The organism is Chloroflexus sp., from assembly GCF_034431535.1.
GTDB lineage: Bacteria > Chloroflexota > Chloroflexia > Chloroflexales > Chloroflexaceae > Chloroflexus.
On record NZ_DAOUDC010000019.1, the window covers coordinates 1 to 17374 of the forward strand.

Consider the following 17374-nt stretch of genomic DNA (forward strand, 5'->3'; position numbering starts at 1 on the left):
ATTCTGCGTTTAAACTCACCTTCCACTCGTACCCCGCCCTCGCGCGCGGGATCACCCGTCCGCACCGATGACCACCGAGCACCGGTTCTCGCAGCAGGAGGCGATCCGATGAAATACCAACCCTCGCAAGCCTCCCAGCCTCCCCTCCCCCCGCTAGAGTGAGGGAGGCTCACGATTCCCGCTAGAGAGCGCTGTCGGAGCTATGAAGACGGACAAGCGCCCCGATCCCTATGTGTCCTCAGCGCCCTCTGCGGTAAAAAAAGACGCAAAGTGCATATAGGGTCTGGGGACGTTTCTATCCCAACGGCTGTATCGCTTTGTTGCTGGCACGCTTGCTGCGCATGCTCGCTAGTTGGTGTACAATAGAGGAACAACTCAATACGCAACCTTCGGGGCAGGGTGAGTCTGAGGTTCGCCAGTGCGTGAACAGCAGGCAATTCCTGATCGGTGGTATAGCCCACGAGCGGGTTGTCTTGATCGGCAATCTGCACGATCCGGTGAAATTCCGGGGCCGACCGTATAGTCGGGATGAAAGAAGGGTTCGCTGCAACGTACTGTTCTACGCGCTTTTCGTAGGGCTATGTTGCGCATGATTGGCATGCCCCGAACATATCGTTTGTTCGGGGTTTTTGATTGAACGCGGCAGTTACTCGTCTGCCGGACGTTCTGATTCACGCTGCCCCGAAGGAACAAGGTTCGCCAGAACGTTCCTTGGGGGCTTCGTTATGTCTGCGCAACACCTAAACTACATGCGCCGCGCGCTCGAACTTGCGCGGCAGGCGGAAGGCCGCACTAGTCCAAACCCCATGGTCGGGGCCGTCATTGTGAACAATGGGCGCATCGTCGGTGAAGGCTATCACCATCGGGCTGGCGCACCCCATGCCGAGATTGAGGCTTTGCGCGCTGCTGGTGAAGCCGCGCGCGGAGCGACGATGTATGTCTCGCTGGAACCGTGCGCGCACTATGGCCGGACCCCACCTTGCACTGATGCGCTGATTACCGCCGGTATTGCTGAGGTGTATTACGCTATCGGCGACCCAAACCCGCGGGTGAATGGCAAAGGCCATGCCCAACTCGCCGCCGCCGGCATTCGGGTGCATCACGGTCTTTGCGCTGACGATGCCTGCCAACTCAATCGCGCTTATTTCAAGCATATTACCACTGGCCAGCCGTTCGTGACCGCCAAGTTCGCGATGAGCCTCGATGGCAAGATCGCCACCGTCACCGGCCAGTCGCGCTGGATCAGCAATCTTGCATCGCGCCAGCGGGTGCATGCGCTGCGGAACGTCACTGATGCCGTGCTCGTGGGGGCGGGAACGGTGATGGCCGATAACCCCTCGCTGACCACGCGCTTGGCCGGCGATCAGCCGGGTGCGTCGCGCGATATTCGCCATCCAGTACGCATCATTGCCGACAGTCGCGGGCGGGCGCCGCTTTCCGCCAAGGTGTTCGATCCGGCGTTGCCCGGCCAGACGGTGTTGGCGACAACAGAGCAAGCGCCTGCCGATCATCGTTGCGCCTTGGCGGCGCGTGGGATTGAGGTATGGGTGTTGCCCGCCGATGAACAGGGCCAGGTAAGCTTGCCGGCGTTGCTGGCGGAAATAGGTCGCCGCGGCTTTACCAGCCTCTTGGTCGAGGGGGGAAGCGAACTGCTTGGCGCACTCTTTGCGGCTCGCTTGGTGGATCGGGTGTGGGCCTTTATCGCACCCGTGATCATCGGTGGCCGCGACGCGCCGGGGCCGGTGGGAGGGTTGGGTTGTACGACGCTGGCGCAGGCAGTGCGTATAGAGCTGCTCCGGCTTGAGCGGATCGTAACCGATGCCTCGTCAGCGCCTGATGTGTGGATTCAGGCCGATGTGATCTATCCAGAGGTGTAACGATGTTTACCGGCATTATCGAAGAGATCGGGATCGTCGAACAGTTAAGCCAAGTTGAAGGCGGTTGGTCGTTGACGGTGCAAGCCGCGACGGTGCTGGAAGGAACTGCTTTGGGTCACAGCATTGCCGTGAATGGCGCGTGTCTTACGGTTACGGCCCTGACCGACCGCAGCTTTACGGTTGGGCTCTCGCCAGAGACGCTGCGCCGGACGAACCTTGGCGAGGTGCACCCCGGTGATGGGGTCAATCTGGAACGCTCGCTGGCGGCCAATGGTCGGATTGGCGGCCATTTTGTGCAGGGCCATGTTGATGGCACCGGTGTGATCCGGTCGTTCCACCCAGAAGGCGATTCGCTCTGGGTGACGGTTGAGGCTGAGCCGGCCTTGCTGCGCTATATCGTGCCGAAAGGCTACATCGCGGTTGACGGCACGAGTCTCACGGTGGTGGATGGGCTGCCCGATGCGTTCACATGTATGTTGGTTGCTTACACCCAACAGCACATTACCTTGCCGCGCAAGCCGGTGGGCAGTCGGGTCAATCTCGAAGTGGATGTGTTAGCCAAGTATGTGGAGAAGTTCCTTGGGGAGGCGCCGTATGCCATTCGCGAGCGTTGAAACCGCTATTGCCGATGTTCGGGCCGGTAAGTTTGTGATTATCGTTGATGATGAAGACCGTGAGAACGAGGGTGATCTGGCGATTGCCGCTGAATACGCCATGCCACAGGCGATTAACTTTATGGCGCGGGAAGGGCGCGGCCTGATCTGCGTCGCGATGACCGGCGAGCGGCTCGACGAACTGCGGATTCCGCTGATGGTTCCTCCCACCGAGAATACCACTCGTTTCGGTACCGCCTTCACCGTTTCAGTCGAAGCGCGGCGTGGGGTGACAACCGGCATCTCGGCGTTTGATCGCGCCACCACCATCCGTACCCTGATTGATCCGGCTACCCGGCCCGAAGACCTCGCCCGGCCCGGCCACGTCTTTCCCCTTCGCGCCGCTGCCGGCGGGGTGTTGGTACGGCCCGGCCAGACCGAGGCTTCCCTTGATCTGGCGCGACTGGCTGGGTTGTACCCGGCAGCGGTGATTTGCGAAATCATGAACCCTGACGGCACGATGGCGCGCCTGCCCGACCTTGAAGTGTTTGCTGCTCATCACGGTCTCTCAATCTTGTCGATCGCCAGCCTCATCGCTTATCGTTACCGCACTGAAACGGTTGTACGCCAAGTAGCCGAAACGAGCTTGCCGACGGCGTATGGCACGTTTCGTTTGATCGCGTTTGAGCACATTTTCACGGCTGAAACCCATCTCGCCTTGATCTACGGTGCGGCTAACGGACGTCCGCCGCTCGTGCGGTTGCATTCCGAATGCCTGACTGGCGATGCGCTCGGCTCGCAGCGGTGCGATTGCGGCGCGCAGTTGGCCGCGGCGCAACGGCAGATTGCCAAGGCAGGTTACGGGGCCATTCTCTATCTGCGCCAAGAAGGGCGCGGCATTGGCTTGCTCAACAAGTTGCGCGCCTATGCCCTGCAAGATCACGGGTTCGATACGGTCGAAGCCAATCGCCACTTGGGTTTGCCGGTTGATGCGCGCGATTATGGCGTTGCGGCCCAAATGCTACGGTGTCTCGGCATGGAAGAGGTGCGCTTACTGACGAATAATCCGGCCAAGATCGCCGGTCTGGAACGGTATGGAGTGGTGATGCGCGAGCGGATTCCGCTGCACATTCCGCCAACCGGCGCAAACCGGCGTTATTTGGCGGCGAAGCGGGCGAAATTGGGGCATCTGCTCCCTGATTATGATACGGAGAATGTGTTTGGAGGCAACAATGGGTGTCACGTTTGAAGGCCGTCTGGTCGGTACCGGTTTGCGATTCGGGATCGTGATCTCGCGTTTCAACGACACGATTGGGCGCGAGTTACTGCGAGGCGCGATGGATACGCTCACCCGGCATGGCGTCTCCCACGATGACATCGATCTGGCTTGGGTGCCGGGGGCGTTTGAACTGCCGCTCGTGGCGAAGCGGATGGCGCAACGCAAGCGTGCCACCGGCGATCGCCCGGATTATGATGCGGTGATCTGTCTTGGCGTGGTCATTCGCGGCGCGACGAGCCATTTCGAGTATGTGGCGGGGCAAGCTGCCGGCGGGATTGCTGCCGCGGCGTTGGCGACTGAGGTGCCGATCGTGTTTGGCGTGCTGACCACCGAGACTATTGAGCAGGCGATTGAACGGGCCGGTACCAAGGCTGGGAATCGCGGCGCCGAGGCGGCGTTGGCTGCTATCGAGATGGCTAATCTGCTGCGGGAGCTTGACGGTTGTCTGGCACCATAAAGGCGCTGTAGAGCCGGACGGCTGTCCGGCTCCGCAAAGGCGCAGAGGGGTAAAACGCAAAAGCGCAAATGGGACAAAGGCGCAGGGGGTTTGGGGGATCCCCCACCCCAGCCCTCCCCCGCTGGGGGCGGGAGTCGCACTCTTCCCGCCGGAAGACGCGCACTCGCGCCCATTCCTCAGCGTTCCTCTGCGGGCAGCAACATCCCGCCAGCCGCTGTGGCGAACCCTTCCGCTTATGTTACAATACCGCCGATGATCCGGCAGGCAACGGCCAACGGCCCGTGCCCCACCACGAGAACACGACAATGGATGCAGTGCTTGTCCTCGAAGATGGCCGCGTCTTCCCCGGTCGCTCGTTTGGCGCTCCCGGCGAACGCATCGGCGAGGTGGTGTTTCACACCGGTATGACCGGGTATCAAGAGATTTTGACCGATCCTTCCTACTGCGGCCAGTTGGTGACGATGACTGCGCCGCATATCGGCAATACCGGCGTTAACGACTTTGACCCCGAATCGATCCAGCCCCAAGTGGCTGGCTTTATCGTCCGTAGTTACAGCGAGCACTACAGCTCGTGGCGCGCGCGAGGTAGTCTGGCCCAGTTGCTGCGCGACTACGGCATTGTCGCGATTAGCGATGTGGATACGCGCGCGCTCACTCGCCATATCCGCACTGCCGGCGCGATGCGCGGGATTATTTCGACTACCGGCGAGTCGATTGAGTCGCTGCTGGCGAAGTGCCGCGCCGCGCCGCCGATGGAGGGGCAAGACCTGACGCAGGTGGTGACCTGCCCCGAACCGTACCATTGGGTGACGAATAGCGTGCCGTTTACGCCGCCCTACCCGAATGGCCCGGCCCAAGAGCTGACCTATCACGTGGTAGCGTATGATTTTGGCCTCAAGCGCACTATCTTGCGCCGGCTGGTCGATCACGGCTGCCGGGTGACGGTGGTGCCAGCAACGACTTCACCCGATGATGTGCTGGCGTTGCAGCCCGACGGTATCTTCTTCTCGAATGGGCCGGGTGATCCGGCGGCGGCGACCTACGCGGTGACCAATTTGCGCGCCCTGTTGGGCAAGCGGCCCATCTTTGGTATCTGCCTCGGCCACCAACTGATGGGGCTGGCTTTGGGAGGGCGCACCTACAAGCTGCCGTTCGGCCATCACGGCGCGAACCATCCGGTGCGCTATTTGCCGACCGGACGGGTCGAGATTACCTCGCAGAACCACGGCTTTGCCGTCGATCCTGACTCGTTGCCGGCAGGGGTGGAGCTGACCCATATCAATCTGAATGATCAGACACTGGAGGGGTTTAGCTATCCCGAACTGCACTGCTTTAGCGTGCAGTATCACCCCGAAGCCGGGCCGGGGCCGCACGACGCGACCTATCTGTTCGGCCAGTTTACGGCGATGATGGCGGCGTGGCGGCGGGCGTAGCCACACTATGCTTGCCGCTTAGGGCGCACTGTACCCGCGCACGATTACGCGCACCTCAGCGATGCCGAGGCTGTTGAGCAACTGGGTGTAGTAGGCTTCGGCGTCGCGAGCGGCTTGTGAGAGAATGCCGGTTTCGATCGCGGCTTCGACCAGCGCCGCTTTGGCTTCGGCATCGACCGATTGGAAGAAGCTTTCGAGGCTGGTTTGCGGGCAGATAAAGCCGGGGCAGAAGTCGGTGTTCTCGATGATCCGGCTGTTGGCGAGATCGAGCGATACCTGATCGGCAAAGACTTGCGGCGGCGGGAGTGTTATCTGCGCCCGCCGGCCATCGCTGCTCACCCAGATGTCTTCGGGCCGCAGTTGGCTGAGGTCGATCCCCGCCGGCACTCGCCCGCGGATTAACACCAGAAACTCTTGTCGCACCCCTAGATTGCGCAAGAACGACGCCCACCCTGCCGGCGCATCGAGATGGCGCACTTCCACCCCAGCGTAATGCTCAATGAAAATTTGCTTGTTGACCCGTCGCACCGCCTCGATAAGCTGCGGGCCAACAGTAGTTGTGACTGATGTGGGAGATGCCGAGGCTTGCTGGAACGCTTGCACGACGCTCCAGACCAAAAACAGCACCGCTGCAATCGCTAACCCATTCCAGACCAACTTCAGCGTACGCACACTTGCCTCCGGTTACGACGACAGCGGTTCGATCACGACCCGGCTAAACCCCAGCTCGTCGATCAGCCACCGTTCGAGGCGACGATAGCTGACTTCGCTCGCGATGCTGATCAACTCAGGATCGTTCGCCACGCGCTGGCGAATCTCGGCCCGCGCCTGCGCAAGGGCTTGATTCTGGGCCGCCGTGATCTGCGATCCGATCCAGCGCCGCGATTCACCGATCACCTCAATCTCGATCGGGTTGGGTTCGCCGTCGATGGCCGCGCGCGGCAAACGGATCGTCAGGGTATTTCCCTCGCGCTGGATCTGCGCCCGGCTTAGGTCAACCGTCAAGCGTACCTCAGCCGTCACCTTCAGCGTAATCACATCGCGGCCAAAGAAGCTCTGCGCGCCGCTCACTGTGGTGACGGTCGTGACCGGAAACTTGATCGATAAGCCAATGGCCGGATCGATCCGGCGCAGATCAGGCAGGGGAATGAGGGTTGGCGCTGCCGGCGGTGCGGTGGGAGGTAAGGGTGTGAAGGTCGGCGGCGCGGACGGCCACGGCTCAGGCGTGAGCGGCGTGACCGCCGGCGTTGGCTGGATCCATCCGCGGTTGATGAACAGCAGCAAGCCAGCCAGCGTGACGGCAATCACGCCGCTGATGATCCAATTAACCGTTCGTTGCTCCATTGCCGGCTCGAACGCTAGGCTTTCAACATTACATAATCCGTTGTCACTGCCTGCAACCGTTCCAGATCGACTTCGGCCCCGCTGCCCGGCCCGCTCGGCACTGTCAGCGTGCTGTCGGGGTTGAGCGTAAACGGGTTGGTGACGATATCTTGATGGAAGTAGCGGTCGTTGGCGCTGATGTCGCCAGGCAGGCTAAAGTTGGGCAGGCTGGCCAACCCGACGTTGGCGGCGCGACCAATGCCGGTTTCGAGCATGCCGCCGCACCAGACCGGAATGCCAGCGGCTTGGGCCATGTCGTGAATCTGGCGAGCAGGGGTGAAGCCGCCAACCCGCGACGGCTTGATATTGATCACGCCGCAAGCGCGCAGCTCTATTGCCCAGCGAGCATGATCGGGCGAGACGATGCTCTCGTCTAAGCAAATCGGCGTGCGCAGTTGGCGCTGCAATTTGGCGTGATCGATGATGTCGTCGTGAGCTAATGGCTGTTCAATCAACAATAGCTCAAACTCATCGAGTTTAGCCAATTGCGGCGCTTGGTCAAGGGTATAGATGCTGTTGGCGTCAACCTGCAAGCGCAGATCGGGCCAGCGTTCGCGCACTGTCCGCGTTGGCTCCACATCCCAACCCGGCTTGATCTTGAGCTTCACCCGCTGATAGCCGGCGCTGACATAGCCTTCGACCACCTCAAGCAGAGCTTCGATCGAGGGTTGAACGCCAACGCTAACGCCGACTTCAACCCGTTGCCGGGTGCCGCCGAGCATTGCGCTTAGGCTCGCGCCGCGCGCGCGGCCAAACAGATCCCACGCTGCGAATTCGAGACCGGCCCGCGCCATGCGGTTGCCGCGCACACGGGCAAAGATCGCGTCCACTTCTTCGGGCCGGCTGAGATCGCGCCCCAACAGCATCGGGGCCAGAATCTCGCGCATCATCACCCACGCCGTTGCTTGCGTCTCTTCGTTGTACCATGGCCCGGCGCCGACCGGCGCTTCACCCCAGCCGATCGCACCCTCGCTGTGCAAAGTCACGATCACCGAATGATTGGCCTCTTCGCGCCAGCCGCTCGTCTCAAACGGCGACCGGTACGGCAGCTTGATGCGCCGCAACTCGATGGCTTCGATCCGCATCAATGCACCTCCAACAACTCCACTTCAAAAATCAGGGTTGCCCCCGGCGGGATCACGCCACCCGCGCCGCGGCTGCCGTAGGCCAAGGCTGCCGGAATCACCAACTGCCGCTTCCCGCCCTCGCGCATCCCGGCCACGCCTTCATCCCAACCGCGAATCACCCGTCCCGCGCCGAGCGGAAACTCAAACGGCTCGCCGCGGTTGAGCGAACTATCGAACATACTGCCGTCGGTCAGCCAACCGGTATAATGCACCGTCACCGTGTGGCCAGCGGTCGCTGTCGCGCCGTCGCCGACCGCCAGATCGGCATACTTTAGGCCGCTGGGGCTGGTGGTATAGCGATCGGCAGGCAAATCCTGCGGCGCATCCGGCGGGCCGGGCATGATTTCGACCAGCTCGACATCAAAGGTGAGGGTCGCGTTCGGCGAGATGACCGGCGGGTACCCCATCGCGCCATAGCCGAGATGGGGCGGAATGATCAGCCGCGCCTTGCCACCCACCCGCATCAGCCCGATCCCCTCATCCCAACCGGGAATGACCATCCCGACGCCAAGCGGAAAGCGGATCGGCTCCCCCCGCTCGTAAGAACTATCGAACACCGAACCATCGGCGAGCATCCCGCGGTAATGCACCGCCACGACTGAACCGGGTTGCGGCTGCTCGCCGTGACCGGCCTGCACTTCGACATACTGTAAGCCGCTAGGGGTGGTCATCGTCTACTCCTGTCTGTTGAGGCCCATGCGGGCCAAAAATAAAGCGCTACTGACCATCTGGGACGGAGATCAGCGGCAGGTAGATGTTCCGATCAAGCGTAATGGCAAACAAGCGCGGCCAATACTTGCCGGTGACGAAGATCTGGCCGCTGGCCGGATCGTAGGCGATGCCGTTCAAGACATCAGCCGTTGCGCGTTCGGCAGGCGAGAGCAATCCGCTCATATCGAGCGCACCGATCACGTAGCCGTTGGCTGGATCGATCAGCACAATCTGATCGCTATACCAGACATTGGCAAAGATCACGCCGTTGATATACTCCAGCTCATTCAGCCGGTCGCGCGGCTGGCCATCAATCGTGACTGTGACCGTGCGCACAACGGCTAGTTGGCCACCGGCGACGGTTGCCTCCGGATCGATGAAATACAGCGTGGCAGTGCCGTCACTCATGATCAGATTGGTACCGTCGTAGGTCAAGCCCCACCCCTCACGCGGCATTATCGCCGGCGGTGTGGGGTAGGTAAAGGTGCTAATCCGCTCAAAAGTGGCGGCGTCGTAGATGAGACCAAGGCCATTCTGCCACGTGATCTGAAAAATCCGGTCACCAATCTGGGCAATCCCCTCGCCATATAACGTTGGATCCCCAAGATTAACGCTGCGCAGCACTTGGCCGGTCGCCAGATCGACCTCGCGCAGCGACGAATTGGCGTAATCGCCGGTGCCCTCGTACAGCCGGCCCGGCCCGGCCACGATCAAGCCTTGCGTCCATGTGCGGGAATCGTGCGGATACTCAGCGACCACGCGGTACGGCAACAACGGTGGTGACTGCGCCGGAGCGGCGTCCGATGAGTCGACGAGCGGAATGGATACCGTAGCCGGGGTTGGGGTTGATGTAGCCGCTTGGGCTGGCGCCACCGCCAGCGGGATCGACACCACCGCACTGGTTGGCGTTGGCGAAGGCGTGTTAACGGGTGAGTTAACGCAAGCCGCCAACAACCACAATTCTGCCAACCAGAATACCCAGCGGAACCGCATACTCACACCTCACATTGAACTGGCAGAGGTATTGTACCACCATTAACCGGATACGCCGAACGGCGAATCGCTCTTGCGCTGGCGCGCGGAAGTACATTGCTGCTATGCTACGGTGAAGCGAACGGCGGGCCAGCCATGATGGAATGTGGCAGTGATACTGCCGTACTCCATAGCAGAGGATTAGTTCCACAGGTTCCGCTGTGCTACAGCGGCGAAAATAGCGGGCCAGCCATGATGGAGTGCGGCAGTATCACTGCCGCACTCCATAGCAGAGCATTGCTTCAGCTCGGTTCTGCATTCCACATAAGTGTCAATAGTAAGTCTCAATAGCGATATTCTCTGCATCACTGTCGCCGTACTACGGCGGCACGAACGGCGGGCCGATGGGTAATTGGGGATGGGGAAACGTTCCCTCTGCATCAGTATCACACGATCCGGTTGTCGCATGATTACCGCAATGACGGCAACTTTTCATTATGCGCGCGCGCAATCGCTGCTACAATGAAAACAGGATTCACCTTACTCATCAGCGCAAGGAGGCGCACCATGACGAACAAACCAAAGGCTGTTCCAGCCGAGCAAGAGATCCGCTATTGGATGCGCACCCCGGCCATCACCATCAATCTCGCCGCGCCGCTGAGCGAGGCGTTGGCATTGATGCGCGAGCATGATATCCGGCGCTTGCCGGTCGTGGTTGATACCGGAGAACTACGCGGTATCATCACGCAAGGCGACATTCGCGGCGCCGATGTCATGCGAGTCGCCGGGCTTGATCCGGTCGATATTGCGCAGGCGTTGCGGAATGTGAAGGTCTACGAAGTCATGACCGAGAACCCGATCGCGGTCACGCCAGAGACTGGTCTCCGCGAGTCAGCCTTGCTCATGATCGAGAACAAGATCGGTGGCTTGCCGGTGGTTGACGATCAACATCGGGTGATCGGCATCATCACCGAGAGCGATCTATTCGAGGCGCTGGTGCAACAACTCGAAACGCACCCCCGGTTTTAAGGTGAATGTCCATGAAGCACCCGGCAGGGGTGGGGCATAGCCCTACCCCTTGTTGATACCTCGCGTTCGCTTGGCCCTTTTGTCATTGCGAAGGGCTACGCCCTTTTGTCATTGCGAGGGCGCGGAGCGCCCGAAGCAATCTCCCGCTGGAGCGCAAGCAATGCCTGAGTGGGTTCAGTTCGTGCTCGTAGGGGATTGCTTCACCGCGCTACGCGCAACAAAATAACTCTCATTTTTGAGATTAGCTTAAACTGGAATTGACCAAATCTTAATACTTTCGAGTAAGATACCATCGCCCAGATAACTTCACCAACTGTCACAGCAAACATTGGCTGTTACCTTATCCCACTAACCGGAATCGCTCTATGCAGTCTTTCCCTTTTGATGACGACACCGGCAGATTAACGATGAGGCGACCGCCGTTTTTATGCATCATTTCTATCAGGCCCTCAATGCCGGCTAACCCCCGCCGGAAGCGTTGTGCTCTTGCCAACAGTTGCTACGGTCCGATCTAGTCTACGCGCACCCGGCGCTGTGGGCAGCGTTTACGGTGGTGCGGCGGGGGTAGATATCTCATTCCTTCCGTTAAGAAATCGTTAATTCATCCGATTGACGATCCCTGACTTCTCAGTCATAATGTTTGTATATCGCAACCGGTCTGCCACTATGCAGTCCGTGTGTTTCCGACGCCTGACACTCGCCGGAGGTCGCCCATGCCCGCCGATCCTTCAGTTGCCGCCGCCGAGGGAAGCTACCCGGATATCGCCCGTCTGCAACGTCTCCAAACTGCGCTGGATGGGGCAGCGCTGCTCGTCACCGAAACCGATGCGCACGGTATGATCACGTATGCGAACGCGGCAGCTCAGCGCTACCTCGGCTATTCACCCGCGGAATGTGTTGGCAAGACCGTGCTGGAACTGACCTGTCCCGCTGACCGCGAACGCTTGCAGCAGCAGGTGCGTAAGTGGGTGCAGCAGGGGCTGCGCACGGCTGAGCTTGAGAATCGGATTGTGCATCGTAACGGCGTTATCTTCACGTTTCTGTGGTCGGTGACGATCCACTACGATGAGCAGGGCCATCCGATCCACTTTACCTCCATCGGCCATGACATCTCCCAGCAAGAGCGGTTGCGCCAAGAATTGCACGAAAAGCGTGAGATGCTCTATACCGTGATTGACAGTCTGCCGATTGGAGTGTTTTGGAAGGATAAGGAATCGCGGTTTCTCGGCTGCAACCGGCGGGTGTTGAACGATGCCGGTCTCACCAGTTTCAAGCAGATTATCGGCAAGACCGATTTCGATCTGCCGTGGCATAAGAAGGCGCCGATCTACCAGCATAGCGACCGCGCAATTATGAATACCGGCCCCAAGTTGAACATCGAAGAGACCTTGACCCGCGGTGATGGTTCGGTGATCTGGCTGCGCACGGCGAAGTTGCCGCTGCGGCGCGGTGGTGAAACCATTGGCGTGCTGGGGTTTTATGAAGATATTACCGAATTACACCATCAGGAAGAGGGCCTGCGTACCTTCCGTTTGTTAGTTGAAAATGCGCTTGATGGGATTGGCATCACCGATACCGATCTCACCATTACCTACGCTAATCCGGCCTTTGCCGCGATGCTCGGTTACGGAACCTTGACCGGCAGGGCTTGGCTCGATCTTATCCATCCCGATGATCGTCCCCGTCTCGAAGCGGCGATGCGCCAGCCGCAGCGGGCCGGCATTGCCCGCACCACCGTACGCTATCTCCACCGCGATGGGACGATCATCACGGCACAGTGCTCGGCACCGGCGTTGCGCAACCGTAATGGCCACATTGTTGGCTATGCGTCGATTAATCAAGATATAACCGAACAACTGCGCACTGAAGCGGAGCGGCAGCGGCTGGTGCTGCAAGAGCAGGTGATCCAAGCCCAGCAAGCGATTTTGCGCGAGTTGAGCACGCCGTTGTTGCCGATTGCCGCCGGTGTGGTGGCGATGCCCTTGATCGGGACAATCGACTCGACCCGGGCCCAGCAGGTTATGGAGACGTTACTGGAGGGGATTAATCATTATCGGGCAACGGTGGCGATTATCGATATTACCGGCGTCAAAGTAGTGGATACCCAAGTCGCCGGTGCGCTGATCCGCGCGGCGCAGGCCGCCAGTTTGCTCGGCGCGCAGGTGGTGCTGACCGGCATAAGCCCCGAAATTGCCCAGACCCTCGTTCATATCGGGGTGGAGTTTTACGATCTCGTGACCAAAACTACCTTGCAAGAGGGAATAGCTTTCGCGCTTAGCCGCCGGCAAGTGCCGCAGCACATGAATGGCCGGAAGGTATTGGTGAAGCGTTGATTCGTGATGGATATATGGAGTGCGGCAGTCCAACTACCGCATCTGATTTTGCATCTTTGCGCCTTTGCGTTTACCATGAAACTAGCGGCTCACGCACGAGGTATCCGACGTATGACTGACGAACGCGAACGCATCCGCCTCACCAACTTGGCTGCCTGCGCCGGCTGAGCGGCGAAGCTAGGGCCGGGAGCCCTTGCTTCGGTGCTGGCTGCGCTCCACGTGCCGGCCAACCCGCAGGTGCTGGTTGGCTTGGCCGAAAGCGATGACGCGGCAGTCTACCAGTTGAATAGCGAGCTGGCGCTGGTGCAGACGGTCGATTTCTTCCCGCCGATCGTCGATGATCCCTACACCTACGGCGCTATTGCTGCCGCTAACGCCCTCAGCGATGTCTACGCGATGGGCGGACGGCCAGTTATTGCCCTCGCTATCGCTGCCTTCCCCGATGACCTTGATCAAACGGTGACGGCAGCGATCTTGCAGGGTGGCATCGACAAAGCCGCGGAAGCCGGCGCTGTGGTTGTCGGCGGCCATACCGTCACCGACCGCGAGCCGAAGTATGGCTTGTGCGTCACCGGCCTGGTCGATCCGCGCCGGATCATCGCCAAAGCCGGCGCGCAGCCGGGTGACCGGCTGTTGTTGAGCAAACCGCTCGGCACCGGCCTGATCACGACTGCCGTGAAGCGCAATGCGGTCGCGGCGGAAGACCTTGCGGCAGCCACGGCTTCGATGCTGACCCTCAATCGCCACATTGCCGAGTTGATGGCTCAGGTTGAGGTGCATGCCGCCACCGATGTCACCGGCTACGGCCTGCTCGGCCATGCTGCCGAGATTGCCCGCCAGAGCAAGGTTGGTCTCCGCATCAACGCTGCCGCTGTGCCAGCGTTACCCGGTGCCTTGGGCTACGCTGAGGCCGGCATGGTTCCCGGTGGTCTGCGCCGCAACCTCGATTTTGCCGCTGCTTTTACCGCTTTTGCTCCCACTGTTTCCCCCGCTCAACAACTCCTGCTCGCCGACCCGCAAACCTCTGGCGGTCTGCTGATCGCCGCTCCCCCTACCGCTGCCGCTACCCTGCAAGCCCTGTGTACCGCCGCCGGCCAACCGCTCTGGGAGATCGGTGAGGTGGTCGCTGGTGCAGGGATTGTGATTGAATGATCATGTGATCGTTCAAATGTGAAAGCTTCGTAATGTTGCCGTAATAGCACAGCAGTATAATTGCTTTCATAAATAACATCTTGCGTTGCCGGATCATAACGGTGCTAAGATGAATACGTTGTAAAACTCTAGATAACAGGTTTGTTATTTTTTACCGGCACTGTCAGTCTTGTAGCCGGCAATGAGGCCGTCTATGGATCTCGCAGTCTTACTCTCCGACCCCGCTGCCCGTGCGATCCTCCACGAACGCGCCCGTAGCTTGGCCCGCTCTGATCAAGTTGCCGAAGCGGCCACCCGCGAATTGGTGCTCCGGTTTACGCTTGGCAACGAACAGTACGCACTACCGGCCACCGCGACCCGCGAAGTGATCCGCTGTGCGACCGTCGCGCCACTGCCTGCCGTCCATCCAGCCGTCCTTGGCTTGGTCAACGTGCATGGGCGGCTGCTGGTCTGTCTCGACTTACGCCCCTTGCTTGGTTTGCCCACAACGCCGCCGCAATCCACGATGCATCTGCTGATCGTCAGCGCTGATGGGATGGAAGTAGCGTTGCTGGTTGATCAGGTGGTGTCGATCCAGCCGGAGCATATCACGCTCCATCCCACGCCGACGGCGATTGCCGGTCGCAGCGCCGGCTGGGTGCGCGGCGTTGACGATCAATTAGCCCTCCATCTCGATCCTGATGGCCTGCTTGGCGATCCGAGGCTGGCAACCTCGACTGATTAACGCATCTATTACCCATCTGATTGAGGAGCATCCTATGACCACGTTCGATATCCTCCTCATTGAAGACAGCCCTAGCCAAGCCTTGCAGTTCCGGCTGATGCTGGAACAGGCCGGCTATCGGGTGCAAGTCGCTGGTACCGGGATGGAAGGCTGGCGGGCGGCGAGTGTGCTGAAGCCGCGCATGATTTTGCTCGATATCGATCTGCCGGGGTTGGACGGCTTTCAGGTACTGAGCCGGCTCAAGCGCGATCGCACTACCAAAGGGATCCCGGTGGTGATGCTGACCCACCGCGATCAGATTCATAGTGTGCAGCGCGCCATTGATCTCGGCGCTGACGATTATCTATACAAAGACGATGCAGCTAGCGAGTTGTTGCCGGTTGTCGCGCAAGCCATGGCATTGGCGCAGCATTCTCATTCGTAATGCTAGAAGGAGCCGGTTATGGCATTCCTCAATTCGATCAGTTTGCGCAATAAAATCTTTATGATCGTTGGCCTTATTTTGATTGGCATGGTAGCTGTGGCTATCGTTTCTTATCAGGCAATGCTGACCGCAGCGCAACGCGAAGACGGATTGCGGGAGGCGTATACCATCATTGAACATACCCGTCAGATGGAAGCTAGCCTCTTTATGACGGAGTCGGGCGAGCGCGGGTTTTTGATTACCGGTGATCCGACCTTTCTCGAAAAGTATGAAAATGGTCAAAAACGCTACGCAACCCTCTTGAGCGAACTCAAACAACTGGTTCCGCGACAAACCGCCGAATACGCTTTGATTGAGGAAATTGATCAGGAATTGGGATTGTGGAAGAGTGAAGCGGCCCAACCCTTGATCGATCTGCGGTATGCGGTGGTACGCGGCGAAGCGTCGCTCGATCAAGTGGTACAGGGCGTAGCGAGCCGAATTGGGCGCAATCGTTTCTTGCGCATTAGCGATCTCTTGAATCAATTGGCTGATCAAGAGTATCAATCGCTTAACCAAGTTGTGGCTGCTTCGGAAGAAGCGCTGAATAATCTGCAAACGGTGTTGATTGGCGGCACGTTTGCAGCGATTGTGCTTGGCACCCTCCTGACGTTCTTTATCGCCGGCGGGATTGATCGGCGGCTGGGGATGGTGACGCGGGCGGCGACCCAGATGGCCGGCGGCAAGCTCCATGAGCACTATGCCTTGCCCGACGGCCAAGACGAGGTGGGCCGACTCGCCACGGCCTTTAGCCAGATGTCCAATACTATCCGCCAGCAACTGGAAGAGCAGCGCCGGGCGAACGAAGAGCTGCGCGCGGCCAGCACCACCAAGGTGGCGAAAGAGTACCTCGAACAGGTGGTGCGCGAGTATGGCGTCTTTGCCACTGAAGTCGCCCGCGGCAATCTGGCGGTGCGCTTGCCGGTCAACGGCGCCAACGACGATTTGACCATCCTCGGCCAGCAGCTCAATGCGATGGTTGAGGGCTTGCGGGCGATTGCCGGCCAAGTGCAGCACGCCAACGCCGATATTGCCACTGCCGCCGCCGAGATTTTGGCCGCCACCACCCAGCAGGCGTCGTCGGCTGCCGAGCAGTCGGCTGCGCTGACCCAGACCGCGACGACCATCGATGAGGTGAAGGCGATTTCGGTGCAGACGGCCAAGCAGGCGTCGCAAGTGGCAAGCGACAGCCAGAATGCGCTGGAGATCGCGCGCCAAGGGGCGCAGGCGGTGGAAGAGACGATCAACGGGATGAACCAGATCCGCAGCCGGGTGGAGACGATCGCGCAGACGATTTTGGGGCTGGCCGAGCAGACACAGGCCATCGGGGTGATCATGACGACGGTGAGCGAGCTGGCCGACCAGAGCAACTTGCTGGCGCTGAACGCGGCGATCGAGGCGGCGCGGGCGGGCGAGCAAGGGAAGAGCTTTGCGGTGGTGGCGCAACACGTGCGGGAATTGGCGGAACGGTCGAAGGCGGCGGCGCAACAGGTGCGCGACATCTTGGCCGAGATCCAGAAGGCGACGAACGCGGCGGTGATGGTGACGGAAGAGGGGGCGAAGGGGGTGGAGCAAGGGGTGAAGTTGGCGGCGCAGGCGGGGCAGCTCATCCACCGGATTGCGAGCGAGGTGGAAACCGGGGCGCAGGCGAACATCCAGATGGCAGCGGCGGCGCAGCAGCAGATGGTGGGGATGGAGCAGATCGGGCAGGCGATGAGCAACATCCAGCAGGCGACGGCGCAGGCGCTGGCTTCGACCCGCCAAGCCGAGCGCGCGGCGCAAGACCTGCACACGTTGGCGCAGAAGTTGCAGCAGACGGTCGCTGTCTACCGGTTGTAGCG

At 60.2% G+C, this 17374-nt stretch carries 16 protein-coding genes and 1 riboswitch; of the genes, 11 read left to right on the forward strand and 5 right to left on the reverse strand.

The genetic code is table 11. The features are described 5' to 3' along the window. Positions 1–381: 381 nt before the first annotated feature. Positions 382–544, forward strand: a riboswitch (FMN riboswitch). Between the two features lie 181 nt (positions 545–725). The 5 genes from ribD (at position 726) to carA (ending at position 5639) form a co-directional block, all read left to right on the forward strand. Further along, the gene (gene ribD / locus U9R61_RS05430) at positions 726–1877 is read left to right on the forward strand and encodes a bifunctional diaminohydroxyphosphoribosylaminopyrimidine deaminase/5-amino-6-(5-phosphoribosylamino)uracil reductase RibD (protein ID WP_322487802.1); all 1152 of its coding nucleotides are present in this window, start codon (positions 726–728) and stop codon (positions 1875–1877) included. Between the two features lie 2 nt (positions 1878–1879). Beyond that, a complete protein-coding gene (locus tag U9R61_RS05435) occupies positions 1880–2491 on the forward strand; it encodes a riboflavin synthase (RefSeq protein ID WP_322487803.1) in 612 nt (203 codons plus the stop codon). After that, complete coding sequence (locus U9R61_RS05440) at positions 2472–3719, forward strand: bifunctional 3,4-dihydroxy-2-butanone-4-phosphate synthase/GTP cyclohydrolase II (RefSeq protein WP_322487804.1); 1248 nt, start codon at positions 2472–2474, stop codon at positions 3717–3719. Before U9R61_RS05435 ends, U9R61_RS05440 begins: the two co-directional genes overlap by 20 nt. Next, on the forward strand, positions 3703–4206 hold the full coding sequence (gene ribE / locus U9R61_RS05445; RefSeq protein ID WP_322487805.1) for a 6,7-dimethyl-8-ribityllumazine synthase: 504 nt from the start codon (positions 3703–3705) through the stop codon (positions 4204–4206). The genes U9R61_RS05440 and ribE overlap by 17 nt, the downstream gene beginning before the upstream one ends. Positions 4207–4511: 305 nt before the next feature. Then, positions 4512–5639 carry a glutamine-hydrolyzing carbamoyl-phosphate synthase small subunit gene (gene carA, locus U9R61_RS05450; protein ID WP_322487806.1) on the forward strand — a complete coding sequence of 376 codons (1128 nt, stop codon included), beginning with the start codon at positions 4512–4514 and terminating at the stop codon, positions 5637–5639. Positions 5640–5657: 18 nt separating this feature from the next. On the opposite strand, the gene U9R61_RS05455 is transcribed toward carA, so the two are convergent. The 5 genes from U9R61_RS05455 to U9R61_RS05475 are packed head-to-tail and all read right to left on the reverse strand — an operon-like array spanning position 5658 to position 9853. After that, on the reverse strand, positions 5658–6311 hold the full coding sequence (locus tag U9R61_RS05455) for a DUF4230 domain-containing protein (protein WP_322487807.1): 654 nt from the start codon (positions 6309–6311) through the stop codon (positions 5658–5660). A gap of 12 nt (positions 6312–6323) precedes the next feature. After that, complete coding sequence (locus tag U9R61_RS05460) at positions 6324–6983, reverse strand: DUF4230 domain-containing protein (protein WP_322487808.1); 660 nt, start codon at positions 6981–6983, stop codon at positions 6324–6326. 14 nt (positions 6984–6997) lie between these two features. After that, positions 6998–8107, reverse strand: a complete 1110-nt coding sequence (gene menC, locus U9R61_RS05465) for an o-succinylbenzoate synthase (RefSeq protein WP_322487809.1) — start codon at positions 8105–8107, stop codon at positions 6998–7000. Beyond that, complete coding sequence (locus U9R61_RS05470; RefSeq protein WP_322487810.1) at positions 8107–8820, reverse strand: FKBP-type peptidyl-prolyl cis-trans isomerase; 714 nt, start codon at positions 8818–8820, stop codon at positions 8107–8109. Before U9R61_RS05470 ends, menC begins: the two co-directional genes overlap by 1 nt. A gap of 46 nt (positions 8821–8866) precedes the next feature. Further along, positions 8867–9853 carry a glutaminyl-peptide cyclotransferase gene (locus tag U9R61_RS05475; protein ID WP_322487811.1) on the reverse strand — a complete coding sequence of 329 codons (987 nt, stop codon included), beginning with the start codon at positions 9851–9853 and terminating at the stop codon, positions 8867–8869. Positions 9854–10399: 546 nt separating this feature from the next. On the opposite strand from U9R61_RS05475, the gene U9R61_RS05480 reads away from it, so the two are divergent. The 6 genes from U9R61_RS05480 to U9R61_RS05505 all read left to right on the forward strand — a co-directional run bounded on the left by U9R61_RS05480 (position 10400) and on the right by U9R61_RS05505 (position 17372). Then, positions 10400–10861, forward strand: a complete 462-nt coding sequence (locus U9R61_RS05480; RefSeq protein ID WP_322487812.1) for a CBS domain-containing protein — start codon at positions 10400–10402, stop codon at positions 10859–10861. A 713-nt stretch (positions 10862–11574) separates the two neighbouring features. Then, positions 11575–13194, forward strand: coding sequence for a PAS domain S-box protein (locus tag U9R61_RS05485; RefSeq protein ID WP_322487813.1), 1620 nt, complete (start codon positions 11575–11577; stop codon positions 13192–13194). A gap of 111 nt (positions 13195–13305) precedes the next feature. After that, positions 13306–14346 carry a selenide, water dikinase SelD gene (gene selD, locus U9R61_RS05490; RefSeq protein ID WP_322487814.1) on the forward strand — a complete coding sequence of 347 codons (1041 nt, stop codon included), beginning with the start codon at positions 13306–13308 and terminating at the stop codon, positions 14344–14346. A gap of 193 nt (positions 14347–14539) precedes the next feature. Further along, positions 14540–15070, forward strand: coding sequence for a chemotaxis protein CheW (locus U9R61_RS05495; protein ID WP_322487815.1), 531 nt, complete (start codon positions 14540–14542; stop codon positions 15068–15070). A 34-nt stretch (positions 15071–15104) separates the two neighbouring features. Next, on the forward strand, positions 15105–15494 hold the full coding sequence (locus tag U9R61_RS05500) for a response regulator (protein ID WP_322487816.1): 390 nt from the start codon (positions 15105–15107) through the stop codon (positions 15492–15494). An 18-nt stretch (positions 15495–15512) separates the two neighbouring features. Next, a complete protein-coding gene (locus tag U9R61_RS05505) occupies positions 15513–17372 on the forward strand; it encodes a methyl-accepting chemotaxis protein (protein ID WP_322487817.1) in 1860 nt (619 codons plus the stop codon). The last annotated feature ends 2 nt before the right edge of the window (positions 17373–17374 follow it).